Annotated in this window: 13 protein-coding genes, 1 tRNA gene and 1 other RNA gene; 11 read left to right on the plus strand and 4 right to left on the minus strand. The window is 40.5% G+C overall.

All coding sequences use genetic code 11. The features are described from left to right. Positions 1–11 precede the first annotated feature (11 nt). Genes ylxM through ACKP2L_RS02200 form a run of 3 tightly spaced genes read left to right on the plus strand, consistent with a single transcriptional unit; the run spans position 12 to position 4,203 of the window. On the plus strand, positions 12–305 hold the full coding sequence (gene ylxM, locus ACKP2L_RS02190; RefSeq protein ID WP_439425756.1) for a YlxM family DNA-binding protein: 294 nt from the start codon (positions 12–14) through the stop codon (positions 303–305). Beyond that, positions 305–1,819, plus strand: coding sequence for a signal recognition particle protein (gene ffh / locus ACKP2L_RS02195; protein WP_439425757.1), 1,515 nt, complete (start codon positions 305–307; stop codon positions 1,817–1,819). Before ylxM ends, ffh begins: the two co-directional genes overlap by 1 nt. After that, complete coding sequence (locus ACKP2L_RS02200) at positions 1,816–4,203, plus strand: endonuclease MutS2 (RefSeq protein WP_439425758.1); 2,388 nt, start codon at positions 1,816–1,818, stop codon at positions 4,201–4,203. The genes ffh and ACKP2L_RS02200 overlap by 4 nt, the downstream gene beginning before the upstream one ends. On the opposite strand, the gene ACKP2L_RS02205 is transcribed toward ACKP2L_RS02200, so the two are convergent. Then, positions 4,204–4,644, minus strand: coding sequence for a flavodoxin domain-containing protein (locus ACKP2L_RS02205; RefSeq protein ID WP_439425759.1), 441 nt, complete (start codon positions 4,642–4,644; stop codon positions 4,204–4,206). A gap of 528 nt (positions 4,645–5,172) precedes the next feature. Here ACKP2L_RS02205 and thrS point away from each other — a divergent pair. The 7 genes from thrS to ACKP2L_RS02240 all read left to right on the plus strand — a co-directional run bounded on the left by thrS (position 5,173) and on the right by ACKP2L_RS02240 (position 12,078). After that, positions 5,173–7,164: a threonine--tRNA ligase gene (gene thrS / locus ACKP2L_RS02210; RefSeq protein ID WP_439425760.1), complete on the plus strand. Its 1,992-nt coding sequence runs from the start codon at positions 5,173–5,175 to the stop codon at positions 7,162–7,164. After that, the gene (locus tag ACKP2L_RS02215; RefSeq protein ID WP_439425761.1) at positions 7,157–8,521 is read left to right on the plus strand and encodes a C1 family peptidase; all 1,365 of its coding nucleotides are present in this window, start codon (positions 7,157–7,159) and stop codon (positions 8,519–8,521) included. The genes thrS and ACKP2L_RS02215 overlap by 8 nt, the downstream gene beginning before the upstream one ends. A 93-nt stretch (positions 8,522–8,614) precedes the next feature. Continuing rightward, on the plus strand, positions 8,615–8,914 hold the full coding sequence (locus ACKP2L_RS02220; RefSeq protein WP_439425762.1) for a hypothetical protein: 300 nt from the start codon (positions 8,615–8,617) through the stop codon (positions 8,912–8,914). 46 nt (positions 8,915–8,960) lie between these two features. Next, positions 8,961–9,512: an ECF transporter S component gene (locus ACKP2L_RS02225; protein ID WP_439425763.1), complete on the plus strand. Its 552-nt coding sequence runs from the start codon at positions 8,961–8,963 to the stop codon at positions 9,510–9,512. Then, a complete protein-coding gene (locus ACKP2L_RS02230) occupies positions 9,493–10,404 on the plus strand; it encodes an energy-coupling factor transporter ATPase (protein WP_439425764.1) in 912 nt (303 codons plus the stop codon). Before ACKP2L_RS02225 ends, ACKP2L_RS02230 begins: the two co-directional genes overlap by 20 nt. A 2-nt stretch (positions 10,405–10,406) precedes the next feature. Beyond that, a complete protein-coding gene (locus ACKP2L_RS02235; RefSeq protein ID WP_439425765.1) occupies positions 10,407–11,285 on the plus strand; it encodes an energy-coupling factor transporter ATPase in 879 nt (292 codons plus the stop codon). Then, positions 11,278–12,078, plus strand: a complete 801-nt coding sequence (locus ACKP2L_RS02240) for an energy-coupling factor transporter transmembrane component T family protein (protein ID WP_439425766.1) — start codon at positions 11,278–11,280, stop codon at positions 12,076–12,078. Before ACKP2L_RS02235 ends, ACKP2L_RS02240 begins: the two co-directional genes overlap by 8 nt. A 331-nt stretch (positions 12,079–12,409) precedes the next feature. Here the strand turns inward: ACKP2L_RS02240 and ACKP2L_RS02245 are convergent. Further along, positions 12,410–12,481 (minus strand) — tRNA-Glu (locus ACKP2L_RS02245). A 92-nt stretch (positions 12,482–12,573) separates the two neighbouring features. On the opposite strand from ACKP2L_RS02245, the gene ssrA reads away from it, so the two are divergent. Continuing rightward, positions 12,574–12,927: a transfer-messenger RNA gene (gene ssrA, locus ACKP2L_RS02250) on the plus strand. A 225-nt stretch (positions 12,928–13,152) separates the two neighbouring features. Here ssrA and ACKP2L_RS02255 read toward each other — a convergent pair. Further along, positions 13,153–14,262, minus strand: a complete 1,110-nt coding sequence (locus ACKP2L_RS02255; RefSeq protein WP_439425767.1) for a glycerol dehydrogenase — start codon at positions 14,260–14,262, stop codon at positions 13,153–13,155. Between the two features lie 133 nt (positions 14,263–14,395). Next, positions 14,396–14,956 (minus strand): TetR/AcrR family transcriptional regulator, encoded by a 561-nt coding sequence (locus tag ACKP2L_RS02260; RefSeq protein ID WP_439425768.1) that lies wholly within the window; start codon positions 14,954–14,956, stop codon positions 14,396–14,398. Positions 14,957–14,971 lie beyond the last annotated feature (15 nt).

The raw sequence follows: 14,971 nt of genomic DNA on the forward strand, positions 1-14,971 counted from the left end.
CGGAAAAACAATTGAAAACCGAATTATTTGGTTTTTATGGCCCTTTGCTTTCTGAAAAACAACAGGCCTATCTTCAGGCTTATCTTGCCGATGACCTCGGTTTAAGCGAAATCGCAGAAAATGAAGAAATAAGCCGTCAAGCTGTTTCTGATCAGATAAAAAGAGCTTTGGTCAGTTTGGATGAATTTGAAAGCAAGATCCATTTACGCCGAGATTATTTGCAGCGGCGCAAGCTGGAAGGCTCTTTACTTTTAAAATATGATTCAAATATTGTAAAAAAATTAATTGATTTGGAAGAAAAATAATGGCATTTGAAAATCTTACATCTCGTATTCAAACAGCAATGAAAAATCTCTCGGGAAAAGGAAAAGTTTCCGAGAGCGATCTGGATGATACCTTACGTCAAATCAGGCTGGCTCTTTTAGAAGCCGATGTTAATTTGCAGACGGCACGTAATTTCATAAGAAAAGTTCGGCAAGAAGCACTTGGTTCTAAAGTCCTTGAGGGGTTAAACCCATCTGAGCAGGTCATTAAAATCGTTAATGAACAATTAACTGAAATGATGGGTCAAGAAGCCGTACCTTTGAATAAGTCGGCCAAAATACCAACTGTTATTATGATGGCTGGTTTGCAAGGTGCCGGTAAAACGACGACGGTCGCTAAACTTGCGAACCGCTTAAAAGAAAATGAGCACGCTCGGCCATTGCTGATCGCTGCCGATGTTTATCGTCCAGCTGCTATCGAGCAATTAAAGACTTTAGGGGATCAGCTTCAGATCGAGGTTTTTGATAAAGGGACCGATATCGATCCGCGGCAGATCGTTAAAGACGGCTTGAAAAAGGCTGACCAAGACAAAAATGATTATGTATTTATCGATACCGCCGGTCGTTTGCAGATCGATCAAACTTTGATGCAGGAGCTAAAGGATCTAGAGCAGATCGCTAAGCCTGACGAGATCCTTTTGACTGTTGATGCTATGACTGGTCAAAACGCTACTGAAACGGCCGATGGTTTCAATAAATCATTGGGTATCACCGGTGTTGTTTTGACCAAACTCGATGGCGATACTCGAGGCGGTGCTGCTTTATCGATTCGCGAAGTAACCGGCAAACCGATCAAATTTGTCGGAGAAGGCGAAAAAGTCAGCGATATTGATGTTTTTTATCCTGACCGCATGGCCAGCCGTATTCTCGGCATGGGTGATGTTCTTTCGCTGATCGAAAGGACGCAAAAAGATGTTGATGAAAAAAAAGCGGCCGAACAGTTACAAAAACTGCAGGAAAATACCTTTGATTTCAACGATTTTCTAGAACAGCTAAAGCAGATCCAAAATATGGGGCCAATGGAAGATATCTTAAAGATGATCCCAGGTATGGCAAACAACCCTGCTTTATCGCAGATTCAAGTCGGGCCAAAAGATTTTTCACATATGGAAGCGATCGTTTATTCGATGACTCCAGCCGAAAGAGTGGATCCTGATTTGATAAATCCATCGCGCCGCCGACGCATCGCAGCTGGGGCTGGACGACCTGTAGTTGATGTCAACAGGATGATCAAGCAATTCAAGCAAATGCGCGAGATGATGCATAAATTTACAAGCGGCAAGGGTTCGCTGCCGGCAGGTATGGAGCAAATGTTCGGTCAAGCCGGTTCCGCTCCTGCAGGAGGCGGCCTTCCTGATATGTCTCAGTTTGGCGGCCTTCCTGGCTTTGGCGGCCAAACGGGCGGTATTGGCGGCAAAGTTGCGAATTTTGCAATGAAACGCGCCTTCAAAAAAATTAAAAAAGCAAAGAAAAAGCGGAATAAGAAGCGTAAATGAATAAAAAAATTCTTAAAACATTAGAATTTGACCAGATCAAGGAGCAGCTTGCTCTTTTTTTGGTGACTGCTCAGGGAAAACATAAATTAGATATTTTAGAGCCTTCCTCTGATCGACAAAAAGTGTCGATCCTTTTGGATCAAACTGACCAAGCTTTGTTGATAACTAGACGTCGGGGAGGAATTCCTTTAGAACCCGTTGATGATCTTAACGAGATATTCAAGCGTATCAAGATCAAAGCGACTTTAAGCTCAACTGAATTAGCTGCCTTAGAAAAGTCTATAAGATCGGGCAAAAAGATTCTTGATTTTTTTAAGAGTCTTGAAGATGAGGCTTGGTACGATAACATCAAGCAGTTATTATTTGTCGTTGACCGCTTGACTGATTTTTCTCGCCTTGATGATCTTTTATCAAAAACAGTTGACGATCGCGGCAGTGTTCTTGATACAGCCTCTGTTCAATTAGGTCATATCAGGAAAAACAAATTAACGACTGAAAACCAAGTCAGAAGTAAATTATCAGCCATTTTAAAAAGTTCTCAGAGCAAATATTTGTCAGAAAAAATAATTTCTAGCCGAGATGGTGTTTTGGTGATCGCTGTTAAATCAGAATTCAGAAAAAGATTTGGCGGCGTTATTCATGATCAGAGCCAGTCCGGTCTGACCCTTTTTATTGAACCAGAATCAGTTACCGGCTTAAATGAACATCTCCACGAATTAGGTGTACAGGAGAAAAATGAGATCAACCGGATCTTAGCAGAGATCTCTAAAAGTCTTTTTCCTTATTTCGAACAGCTGAGATTGAATGATCAGCTGATCGGAGAATTAGACCTGATCCAAGCTAAGGCGCGTTTAGCTGAACAGATGAACGCTAATAAACCGGTCGTTAGCGATAGGAAGATCGTTTCCTTGATAAATGCTCGCCACCCTGTCCTTGGTGCTGATGCAGTCGCAAACGACATCGCTTTAGGGGATGGATACTCGGCTTTGATCATTACCGGACCAAATACCGGCGGTAAGACCGTGCTTATGAAAACACTCGGACTGTTATCTTTGATGGCTCAATCAGGTATTTTCATTACTGCTGATCCAGATTCGGAAATCTTCGTTTTTGATGATATTTTTGCTGATATAGGCGATGAACAAAGTTTAGAGCAATCGTTATCTACTTTTTCTTCGCACATGGACAATATCAAGTCTATCGTTGAAAATGCCGATGAAAATTCATTAGTCCTCTTAGATGAATTAGGCGCGGGAACTGACCCCGGTGAGGGATCTGCATTAGCAATGGCCATCATCGAATACTTTTCAGAACATAAGGTCCTTAATTTAACGACGACCCATTATCCTGAATTAAAAATTTTCGCCGATCAAAATGATTTTGCTATCAACGCAAGCATGGAATTTGATGTCAAAAGTTTACGACCGACTTATAAGCTTTTGATGGGAATACCAGGACAATCAAATGCATTGACGATATCTCGGCGCTTAGGCTTAAGAAAAGAAATTTTAGACAAAGCAGAATCCTACGTTGACCCGCAAGATCAAAAGTTAAACGAACTTATCAAGGGTCTTGTCAGCCAAAGAGCTGATCTTTCAGCAAAGCAGGTTTCTTTAAAAAATAGTTTGGATCAGGCAAAGATAAAAAATCAGCAATTGGAGCTCCAACTAGCATCGATCGATAAGCAAGCAAACGAAAAAATATTGGAAGCGAAAAATGAAGCTAACCGGATCATCGCCAAGACTAAAGACGAGTCAAAGAAAATAATCGATCAAATTCGTCGCGAGCGTTTGCAAAATGGTCGGCAGGGCGGCAGAAACGAACAAGAACTTCAACGGCTGGCACACGGTCTCGATAAACTTCGCCAAGATGGTTCTCTTGAAAAAAACAAAGTCTTGAAAAAAGCCAAATACAACAAAGCCTTGAAGATCGGACAAGATGTTATGGTCACTCCTTACCACCAAGTAGGAACCATTATTGACAAGATTTCCAATAATCAGTGGCAAGTCCAACTCGGCATTTTAAAAGTAAACGTTGATCAAGACCAGTTGGAAAGAATTTCCGATGCTGAATCAAAAAAGATCCATCAGCAGACACAAACAAAAGCAAGTACTCGAGTCGTCAAAAATTCCTCAAAGAGTGTATCCGGCCATATAGATCTTCGCGGTGAAAGATATGAACAAGCTATGATCGATTTGGACCGATATTTAGATCAAGCTGTATTAAATAATCTTGGTACGATCGAGATCATCCACGGTAAGGGCAGCGGTGCGCTTAGGCAGGGAGTTACTCAGATGCTGCGTTCGGATCGCCGTGTAAAAAGCCATCAATTTGCTAATCCGAATGGCGCCGGGGATGGTGCAACGATCGTTGAACTCAGATGATCACTTATTTTTGAGGAGATCGCTAACGAATTTTTTGATCGTTGGCAGATCGTTCTCATCGACTTGAAGGTTTATCTTCACAGCTTCTGCTGGACATTTAGCACCGCTTTCTTTGACTCTTTTAGCAAATTTTTCAACAGCTTTATCGTAATCCGGACCATAAAAAACGTCACCGGAACCGATCACGCCGACTTTTTTGTCAGACCAATCTGTATTTTTTAGGTCTTCATAGAAATCAAGCGATTCCTCGGGCAGAGATCCGCGATCATAGGTATAAACGACAATAACAACGATGTCGCTCTCTTTTAAGTCGGCAACATCTGTTTCTTCGAATTCTGATACGTCTGCATGGCAGCCCTGTTCGGTGAATTCATCATCGATCACAGCCGCCAAGTCTTCGTTATTTCCAGTTATTGATGCATACACGATATTAATTTTCATATCTCTTATTTTAATATTTATTTTGTTTAAAAAATACTGTAAGCGCTTTCTAAAATCTGTTATAATATAGACGGGCAATGAGATATATTCCTAGATGTCCATTGGATTAGAAGCATTGAGGAATTAACAAAATTGCGATTAACGAAAAATCGAAGGAAATTTTTTCCAACAAAGTTTATGATCGGAACTTAATAATCGTTCGTTAAAAACTTTTTTCTGCTCATTGCTAAAAAATAAAATACTCTTTCATTAGATGCCCGCAATTGTTGCGGGTTTTCTTTTAAAAAGATACAAATCGCGTTATACTTTAATTTGTCGAGACAAGAAGCCGTCGCAGTCGTACACAGAGATTCGGGATAAGCTGAAAACCGAAAACGATGATGACGAAACTGACTAGCTCAAATAAATCATCAGTAAAAATACCAAAGAGGTTGTTTTTTTAAAATGGCGAAGTTGGGTGGTACCGCGAAGAAATTCGTCCCTCACTGCAGTTTGCAGGTGAAGGGCGTTTTTATTTTTTGAGGAATTATGTCTGAATTTAATTTAATCATGCCGGACGGCAGCCAAAAAAAAGTTTCATCAGAAACGACACCCTTGGAAATAGCTAGATCGATCAGTCCTTCTTTAGCTAAGAAATCTGTTTCAGCCAAGATCGATGATCACTATATCGGCGTTAATGAAAAGATCCGTTTTTCAGGTCATTTTAGATTGATCACAAAAGATGATCCTGAAGCTCTTGATATTTTACGTCATTCAACTGCTCATTTATTAGCCCAAGCCCTGCGTCATCTTCATCCGAAAGTTCATTTGGGAGTCGGCCCTTCAATTTCGAATGGGTTTTACTATGACACAGATGACTCTGCCGAATCAGAGAAACAGATCGCCGCTGAAGAATTTCCTGCTATCGAAGCAGAAATGCATAAGATAGTTAAAGCCGATTACCCGATCTCTAACCGACCGGTCAGCAGGCAAGAAGCCTTAAATATTTTTAAAGACGACCCTTATAAAGTGGAACTGATCAATGACCTTCCCGAAGACGAAGAGATCACTATTGCCCAGCAGGGTGATTATACTGATTTGGACCGCGGCGGTCTTGTGCCGTCTACCGGATGGATCAAACACTTTGCTCTGACTTCTGTGGCAGGAGCCTATTGGCGCGGAAAATCTGATAATCCGATGATGCAGCGTATTTACGGTCTTTCCGAGTGGGACCAAGCGGACCTTGATGCGCAGAAGAAAGCTCTTGACGAACGTAAAGAAAGAGATCACCGTACTATCGGCAAACAAATGGAACTGTTTTTCACCAATCAGGAGATCGGAGCAGGACTTCCGGTTTGGCTGCCTAATGGTGCAGCTATCAGGCGCACGATCGAAGATTATTTGGCAGAAAAAGAACGTCAAAATGGTTATCTTCATGTTTACTCTCCAGTTGTTTCAAACCTCGACCTTTATAAAAGATCTGGCCACTGGGACCATTACCGCGATGATATGTTTCCGCCGATGAAAGCCGATGACGGCGAAGAGCTAGAACTCAGACCGATGAATTGCCCTTCTCATATCGAGATTTACGAGCATCAGCCACGTTCATATCGTGATCTGCCATACCGTATTGCTGAATTCGGTCAAATGCATCGCTGGGAGAAATCGGGTGCTCTGACAGGCCTTTCCCGTGTTCGCGAAATGACGCTTAATGATGGCCACACTGTTGTTACTTCTGATCAAGTTGAGCCCGAATTCAAAGAGATCTTGCGTTTGATCCGTGAAGTTTATGCTGATTTCGGTTTTACTGATAATGATTACCGTTTCCGGCTTTCTTACCGTGATCCAAAGAATACCAAGAAATATTATGATGATGATGCTATGTGGGAACATGCTCAAGCTGCTTTGAAACGGGCGATGGACGATATGCACCTTAACTATTTTGAAGCAGAAGGCGAAGCTGCTTTCTATGGTCCAAAACTTGATATTCAATTCAGGACTGCACTGGGTAATGAAGAAACTATGTCTACGATCCAGCTCGATTTCTTGCTGCCGGAGCGTTTTGATATGAAGTATACTGGTGAAGACGGTAAAGAGCATCGTCCTGTTTTGATCCATCGAGGCGTTGTCGGTACGATGGAACGTTTCGTGGCTTTCTTGATCGAAAAATATAAGGGTCAATTCCCGACCTGGCTGGCACCGGTCCAAGCAGTCGTTATTCCTGTTAATTATGATGCTCACGGTGATTATGCTCGTAAGATCTACAGCCGCTTGATGAAAGACGGCCGCCGTATCAAATTTGATACTCGGAATGAAAAGATGGGCTATTTGATCCGTGATGCTCAAGTTAATTTGAAAGTTCCTTACATCATCGTTGTCGGCGACAAAGAAATAAACGATCAAACTGTGACAGTACGTTTCCGCGGCAGCGATAAGACTCTGGAATTACCGTTTGAACGCTTTGAGCAAATGATAAATGCCGATGTTGCTGCATACTCTAACGGTCATAAAAAAGTTGAGGAGGTTTTAGCAAATGAGTGATAATAGTACTATCAGTCAAAATCCAATAAGTTTCGATCAGATCGACAGCTTTGCTAAAGGTACCAGCGTTTTTCCTGCAGCAAAAGCGATCCGGCGAGCTGTTACCCAAAATGGAATAGAAAAAGCAACTAATGATAATCAGGCAGCTGTTGAGGCACAAAATGTTTTTTCTGTTGAAGTAAAAACCGGTCAAGTTTCAGACCAAAAATCATCTGGACGCTGCTGGATGTTTGCTGCCTTAAATACGATGCGTCACCGCACCTCTGATTTGTTTAACATCTCTGACAAATTTCAGTTATCGCAAAGTTACACATTTTTCTGGGATAAACTGGAAAAGGCAAATTATTTTTACAATAATGTCGTCAAAACAGCTGATCTTCCTTTGGATGATCGCAAAGTGGCATATCTTTTGCAAACACCGCAGCAGGATGGCGGCCAGTGGGATATGATCTGTGCGATCATTGAAAAATATGGATTAGTTCCACAATCTGTTTTTCCAGAAACCTATGATACAAGTCATTCGTTTGCTTTTAACCGTGTATTTAACCGGAAACTGCGCCGTGATGCAGTTGAATTGAGAGAATTAGCTCAACAAAAAGATAATCAGGCAGAACTTTCTGAGAAAATCAAAGAATTCAATTCTGATAATTATCGTCTGTTAAGTCTGTCTTTTGGAGATCCTGCTTCGGTCGCTCAGTTTGATTTTGAGTATCGCGATCAAGATAATAATTACCATTTGGAGAAGAATCTTACTCCCAAGAGTTTCTTTGCTAAATTTATCGATCAAGATCTAGAAGACTATGTTTCGATCATCAATGCACCGACTGACGATAAACCTTATGGAAAAACTTATACGATCGAAAATCTTGGCAACGTTGTCGGCGGCCGGCAAGTTAAACATTTGAATTTGAAATTGGATCAGTTCAAACAAGCTGCGATCAATCAACTGAAGGATGGCCAATCTGTCTGGTTCGGTGTTGATATGGGACCGCAAGTCGATCGTCAAACCGGAATCATGAGTTTAAAGAATTTTGCTGTTTCAGATACTTTTGGCATTGATATCGATCTCACTAAGGCACAGCAGCTTGATTATGGGGATTCGATGATGACTCATGCCATGGTCTTAACGGGAGTCGACCTTGATGAACAAGGAAAACCGTTACGGTGGAAGGTTGAAAATTCATGGGGTGATAAAGCTGGTAAAAAGGGTTATTTCATTATGTCTGATGATTGGATGAGTCTTTATGCTTACCAAGTCGTCGTTAATAAGAAATATCTTTCTGAAGATCTGCAAAAAGCACAAACTCAAGTACCTAAAGTATTGGATCCCTGGGATCCAATGGGTGCACTGGCTTAAAAAATTCGCCTTCGGGCGTTTTTTTATTGTACTCTTAACTTGTTTTTACTTGCGGCTTATAATTAAATGCGAACTTTCATTAAGGAGGCAGCGATGACCCATCAAAAAACTTCACATGGAGTTGAATATGACAGTTTCAAAGTTGGTAATGCGATCGATTTTTATGATGAATATAAAAAATCATTGCCAAAAGGACAGTTAACGACTTTTGATAAATTTAAGCAGGGCATCGAGAGTTTAGTCGTTAATGACCAATCAGCTTTTAAAAGTGATGGCGAATTTATTGCTGATCTGGTTCGTCCCAATACAAAGCTGGTAAAAATAAGCCTGGCAGGTCATCCCGATCGCTATTTTTCTTTAGATTATGCTAAAGAAAAAGGTTTTTCTGTTTGATTTTTTGCTAGAATAATGGCAACTTATTTTTTTAAGAGGGCTTGTGATGCAAAAAAAGGGTAGTTTTGAAGTTAAAGATATCGTTTTAGTTGGTCTTTTCGCAGCGATCACTTTTATTGGAGTTATTTTATTGCATTTTCAGCTGCCGGCAGCAGTCGGCAGGCCGTTTATTCATTTTGGCAACGCTTTTTCAGTCTTATCTGTTTTGCTTTTGGGCGGTTTGCGAGGCGGTATTGCCGGTGCGATCGGATTGGGATTATCGGATCTAGTGGATGGTTATGCGGCGACAGCACCGGTAACTGTTTTACTGGCTGCCATAATGGCCGTTATCGTTGCCTATACTTATCGTTTATTCAAATATAGTCAAAAAACTTCGATCATTTTGTTCGTAGCAATAATTGCTGGTATTTCTAAAGTTATTTTGGAATTTTTCCATGGAACTATTTCTTTGCTTTTGGGCGGCAGTTCTTTTAACGCAGCACTTATCGGTTCTTTTACCAGCCTGCCGGCGACCGCCATCAATGCTGTCACGACTGTCATCATTGTGACTTTATTGTACCTGCCTTTAAGAAGGGGACTTGATTTCTTCGATAAATGAGTATCGAGCTCTTTATTGTTATATTGGTAAGATGGAATCCGGTACGAATAAAAACTTGTTAGTCGTTAAAAACGTTTCTTTTCGCTACTCAAAAAACGGGAAATGGATATTGAAGGATATTTCGATCGATTTTAAAAAGGGTCAGTTTACTGTTATTTTAGGAGCTAACGGCTCAGGAAAATCAACATTTGCTCGTCATTTGAACGGCTTGCTGCTTCCTGTTAAGGGAGATATTTGGGCAAACGGTATCAATACTAAAGATGCCGAAAAAAAAGTTTTGCTGAAAGAAATAGTAGGTTTGATATTTCAAAATCCGGATAACCAATTGGTATCGACTATCGTTCAAGAAGATACTGCTTTTGGACCAGAAAATCTCGGTTTAGATCAAGTCGAGATCAGAAAACGCGTCTTTGATTCACTTAAATCTGTCGGCATGTACGATCAGCGTTATCGATCGACTTTTAAACTCTCTGGCGGCCAAAAACAACGCTTAGCAATTGCTGGTATTTTAGCTTTACGGCCGAAAGTGATCGTTCTGGATGAAGCAACGTCAATGCTTGATCCGCAAGGGCGTCGCGATCTTATCGAATTATTGTTTAAGTTGAAAAAGCAGGGGATGACGATCATTTTGATCACTCATCATATGGAAGAGGCAGAGTTGGCCGATCGTGTGGTCATATTAGAAAAGGGCAGGATAGCAGCTGACGGTAAAGCGGGAAAAGTTTTTTCTGATCCGGAAATGTTAAAGAGAAACGGCTTAGAGCTTTCACCAAGTCGGCAGCTGCTTTTTTCTTTGAAACAGATTAATTTTACGATCGACGATCAAAATTTAGACGGTTCTTTGGATTGGCAAAAGGCTGTTAGTGTTATTTTAAAGAAAATAGAGGAATGAACTTGCCTGGCAGTTTGGTAGAATTAAAAAAAATATCCTATCGTTACGATCCCGGCAGTCCCTTCGAAAAACTGGCATTGGATGATATATCTTTAAAGCTGGCTAAAAATCAGACTTTGGCCATAATTGGTCGGACCGGTTCCGGCAAATCGACTTTGGTTAAACATATCAACGGATTGCTTAAACCGCAAAGAGGCCAGGTTTTGATAAATGGTCAAGATATTTGGGCAAGCGGGAAACTTTTAAGCACAGTCGTTTTTGAAGTCGGACTAGTTTTCCAATATCCGGAAAATCAGCTTTTTGCATCAAGTGTAGCTGAAGATGTTGCTTATGGTCCGACTAATATGGGATTGGATCGATATGAAGTTGATCGCCGTGTAAAAAAATCTTTGACAGAAGTCGGGCTGTCTGCTGAGATCCTATCAGCCGACCCGATGCGATTATCCGGCGGCCAAATGCGCAGAGTTGCGCTTGCAGGCGTGATGGCAATGGAACCGTCAGTACTGGTTTTAGACGAGCCGACTGCTGGTCTGGACCCGATCGGCAGCCGTCAGATCATGGATTTGATAGATGATTATCGTCATCGGGAAGATCATTCAGTCATATTGGTATCTCATAGCATGGATGATGTTCTTAATTATGCTGATAAAATATTAGTTATCGATTCCGGCAAAACAGTCTTGTCCGGAAGCAAACAAGCTGTTTTTTCTGCCGGTAATCTTTCTTTATTAGAAAAATCATCTCTTGATCTTCCTGATATGATCAAGATCGCAATAGAATTAAAAAAAGCTGGTCTGAATATTTCAGACCAGTCGATAATTTCGGTCAAAAAAATGGCAAGAGATATCGTTGACAATTATCAACGCTTAAAAAATGAATAAAAAAATAACTATTGGGCAATTTATCCCTAAAAAATCGATCATTCATCATTTAGATCCCCGTACGAAAATTATTTGGGTCTTTTTTTACTTGATCATGGCCTTTGCGGCGGTTGGCTTCTACAGTTTGCTATTAGTTTTGGGATTGCTTTTTTTATTTCTTTTGTTATCTAAAACTAAATTTTTTGAACTTTTTTCAGCTATTCGTCCATTGATTTTTCTAATCGTTTTCACTGCTTTTTTAAACATATTTTATATTCAAGGAGGTCATGTTTTTTATTCCTTTTATTTTTTTCAAATAACCAGCCGCGGGGTCGCCTCTGCTTTTGCGATTATGGTCCGCCTTTTTTGCCTGGTTTCAGCCAGCAGCTTGTTGACCTTAGTTACTTCGCTTGATGATCTTGTTTTTGCTTTAGAAAAAATGATGGGTCCTTTAAAAAAAATCAAACTACCTGTCAGCGAGATTTCTCTGATGATCATGATAACTTTACGATTCATACCTGCTTTTTCTCAAGAATTGCAAAATATTACCGACGCACAAAAATCCAGAGGGGCGCGATTTGATCAGGGCAATTTATTTAAGCGGATCAAATCTTATTTTCCTTTGATACTGCCCTTGTTTATGTCAGCCTTCAAAAAAGCATTTGAACTGACTGAAGCTATTGAAAGCCGCGCTTATTCGGCGAAAATCACACGCGGTCATTTTAAGAATCTGTCTTTTTCTTTTAACGATTTATTAGCTTTTATATTTTTGCCGGTTATCTTTTTTTCTGTTATTTGGTTAGATTTTGTATAGTGAAAGCGCTTCCTAAATTTTAAAAAAGATGCTATAATTTGTTTAGGGTCAAAAGAGATCAATAGGTGGCCATACCGCTGAGATTTTATCTAAAGTAAATCGGATCTCAAAAGACCCGGGCAGTCCCGGCAGACAAAGCATTAAGTATATGTTTGTGGATGTATATCAAAACTTTTAGTCAATAGTCGAAGAATAAGCGAATGCTTAGCAGCTTCACAGCGGGGCTGTTTTTTTGTGTCTTAAAATAATTTATTTTTAATAATGAAAAATATTAAGTGGTACAAAATTGCCACATAAACGTTTATAAACGCTGTTATATCAACCTTTTTTATAGCTCCAATGGGGATCGAACCCATGATTCCGCGCTGAGAACGCGACGTCTTAGCCACTTGACCATGGAGCCAAAGCACGTATAACATTGTAGCAAAAAAACTGCCGATATATCCAGGTAAGTAGCTCTTTTATCAAAAATTAAAGATGATATAATAAATGCACGGGGTAGTTCCGGAATTCGACAGGTTATTACAAGCATGAATCGCGTTCCCGTTTGTCGGGTCATAGACTGCAGAATTTAACTGCAAAAAATAATCAGAATTCTTACGCACTTGCAGCTGCCTAAACGCAGCGCCGCGTGATCCTTTGCTGAATCCACGACAGCAATAGGATTTAATTAAGTGGATCAGCCATTTGGTTTTCGTCCACGGACCATTTGGTGAAATAAATCTGGACTAGCTGTTGGTTGGGATGCCAGTAACTTGACTTGCAGTGAATTTTTTTACTGACTATGAGCGTAGAAATTTATGCGATTGGATAGCTTGGACATGGGTTCGACTCCCATCTACTCCATTTTAGTGGCCCTGAAAGGTCATTAACCGCATGACTAAGGCATTTCTAAGAGGTTAAAGTGTCAAAAAGTCATCAACTAGGCTAAAAAAGTAGGTTTAACTAAAGCATTCTCAATTTAGAAGAGTGCTTTTTATTTCGTCGATAATATTGATAATTTATTAAATTATTCAGACACAAAAACGCAGGGTCGATCGAGTCCTGCGTTTTTAAACTATTTATCTGATTATTTTATTTGTTCAGCTTGGCCTGATAGTCTCGGCTATAAGCATCGGCTCCGCGCATAGCTTCTACGACATCTTGAGCTTCAACGGTAAATGGCATCTCTTTCATGGTGTCATTCTCTGATGTTGCTAGTTTGCCGACTTGCAGTAGTTCTTGATCAGTTACGTCTTCCAGCTTTAAGTCTTTGAGCGTCGTTGGCAAACCTAATTCTAAATCTAATTTCAAGAATTTTTCGAATCTATTTTTGTCAGCTCCTTCAAGAAACAGCTGTGTCAAAGTGCCGAAAGCAACCTTTTCACCATGTGTCAATTGATGTACCGGTCCCTTAAGCGAGGTCAAACCGTTATGGATCGCGTGTGCGGCCGCCAGCCCGCCGCTTTCAAAACCGACACCGCTCATCAAGGTATTAGCTTCAACGATCTTGTCTAGCGCTTTAGATGCAACGTGATTTTTAGCCGAAGTCATGGCTTCCAGACCATATTTGAAAAGGGTTTCTTCGCACTTAGCAGCAATAGCGTTGCCGACTGCTGTTTGTTTAGCCGCCAGCATTGTATTGCCATCGTGTTTTGCGACTGCCTGAGCTTCGACATTCGTTGCTAGGGCATCCCCGATTCCCGAAGCTAAGAGCCTTGCCGGTGCACCGGCAACGACTTTAGTATCAACTAATACCAGATTAGGATTTTTATCGTAAAAACGATACTTTAAAAACGAACCGTCATCATTATATAAAACTGATAGTCGTGAACAAGGGGCATCAGTTGAAGCCAATGTTGGCAAAATTGCGACTGGTATTTTTAGATCATCACCGATCGCCTTAGCTGAGTCAAGCGTTTTGCCGCCGCCGAGTCCAACGATGGCATCAGCTTGAAAATCGCTGCCGATTTTATCAACACGCTTAATTTCATCGACAGAAGCTTCACCGCCAAAGGTAACTTGTTCTAACGCAAAACCGTTCTGTTTAAGATAATCGGCATATTTGCTGCCCACGATTTGATAGACAGTACTGTCAGCCAGCAAAAGGATTTTAGTACCTAGTTCTTTGATGTACTTTTGGCTTTGAAATAAAACTCCAACTCCCTGTACATAAGTTGATGGACTTGCAAAAACACTCGTCATTATCAATACCTGTCCTTGAAAATTAATAACTTGTTCCCAATAGGGCTCTTGTTCAACTTTCTTGGTTTTGGCTGCAGTTTAGGAGCGCCTACTTTGAACAACTACATTGTAATCTTGTTTACAAGCTTTTTTATCAACTAAAATCACTGATTCGCCGCAAAGCTTGGATCAAAAGACCGGCCATTTCTTCCGGTTCTTCCGGTTCATCTTTAGCCAGCCAGCTATTAAGGATATTCCAAAAGCCACCGACAGAGAAACTCATAATATAAGCCCTTTGCTGCGGAGTTGCCTTTAAATGCCAAGGAGCGTGAAAATATTCATAGAGCTTAGGTGATTGCGGTGTTATTTTAGCCAATAAGTTGATAAATAGATTTTTTTTGATCAACAAGCGAACCTGTTCTCTTTGATGCCACCAGAAGTTGAAAAATAAGTTTAAGACTTGATTAAAACTCATCTTAGCTGCTTTCAAAGTGCCCAATTCCTTAATATATTTGTCGATGATTTTTCGACCATAGTATTCCAGCAGATCGTCTTTGTTTTTAAAAGCACGGTAAAAAGTTCGCCTAGCTAATCCAGCCTCCAAGGAAATGTCCTTGACACTTATCTCATCATAATCGTGTTTTTCCAATAAATTAAAAAAGGCTTGGCATAACCATTCTTTAGATTGTTTAGCTAATGGATTTTCTTTATTCATAATCAAAAATGTTCC

This window comes from Oenococcus alcoholitolerans (assembly GCF_051852995.1).
Lineage (GTDB): Bacteria > Bacillota > Bacilli > Lactobacillales > Lactobacillaceae > Oenococcus > Oenococcus alcoholitolerans.

Coding starts and splice junctions, on each gene's coding strand:
- ffh (WP_439425757.1), top strand. CDS start 305: ATGGCATTTGAAAATCTTACATCTCGTATTCAAACAGCAATGAAAAAT.
- ACKP2L_RS02200 (WP_439425758.1), top strand. CDS start 1,816: ATGAATAAAAAAATTCTTAAAACATTAGAATTTGACCAGATCAAGGAG.
- ACKP2L_RS02205 (WP_439425759.1), bottom strand. CDS start 4,644: ATGAAAATTAATATCGTGTATGCATCAATAACTGGAAATAACGAAGAC.
- thrS (WP_439425760.1), top strand. CDS start 5,173: ATGTCTGAATTTAATTTAATCATGCCGGACGGCAGCCAAAAAAAAGTT.
- ACKP2L_RS02215 (WP_439425761.1), top strand. CDS start 7,157: ATGAGTGATAATAGTACTATCAGTCAAAATCCAATAAGTTTCGATCAG.
- ACKP2L_RS02220 (WP_439425762.1), top strand. CDS start 8,615: ATGACCCATCAAAAAACTTCACATGGAGTTGAATATGACAGTTTCAAA.
- ACKP2L_RS02225 (WP_439425763.1), top strand. CDS start 8,961: ATGCAAAAAAAGGGTAGTTTTGAAGTTAAAGATATCGTTTTAGTTGGT.
- ACKP2L_RS02240 (WP_439425766.1), top strand. CDS start 11,278: ATGAATAAAAAAATAACTATTGGGCAATTTATCCCTAAAAAATCGATC.
- ACKP2L_RS02255 (WP_439425767.1), bottom strand. CDS start 14,262: ATGACGAGTGTTTTTGCAAGTCCATCAACTTATGTACAGGGAGTTGGA.
- ACKP2L_RS02260 (WP_439425768.1), bottom strand. CDS start 14,956: ATGAATAAAGAAAATCCATTAGCTAAACAATCTAAAGAATGGTTATGC.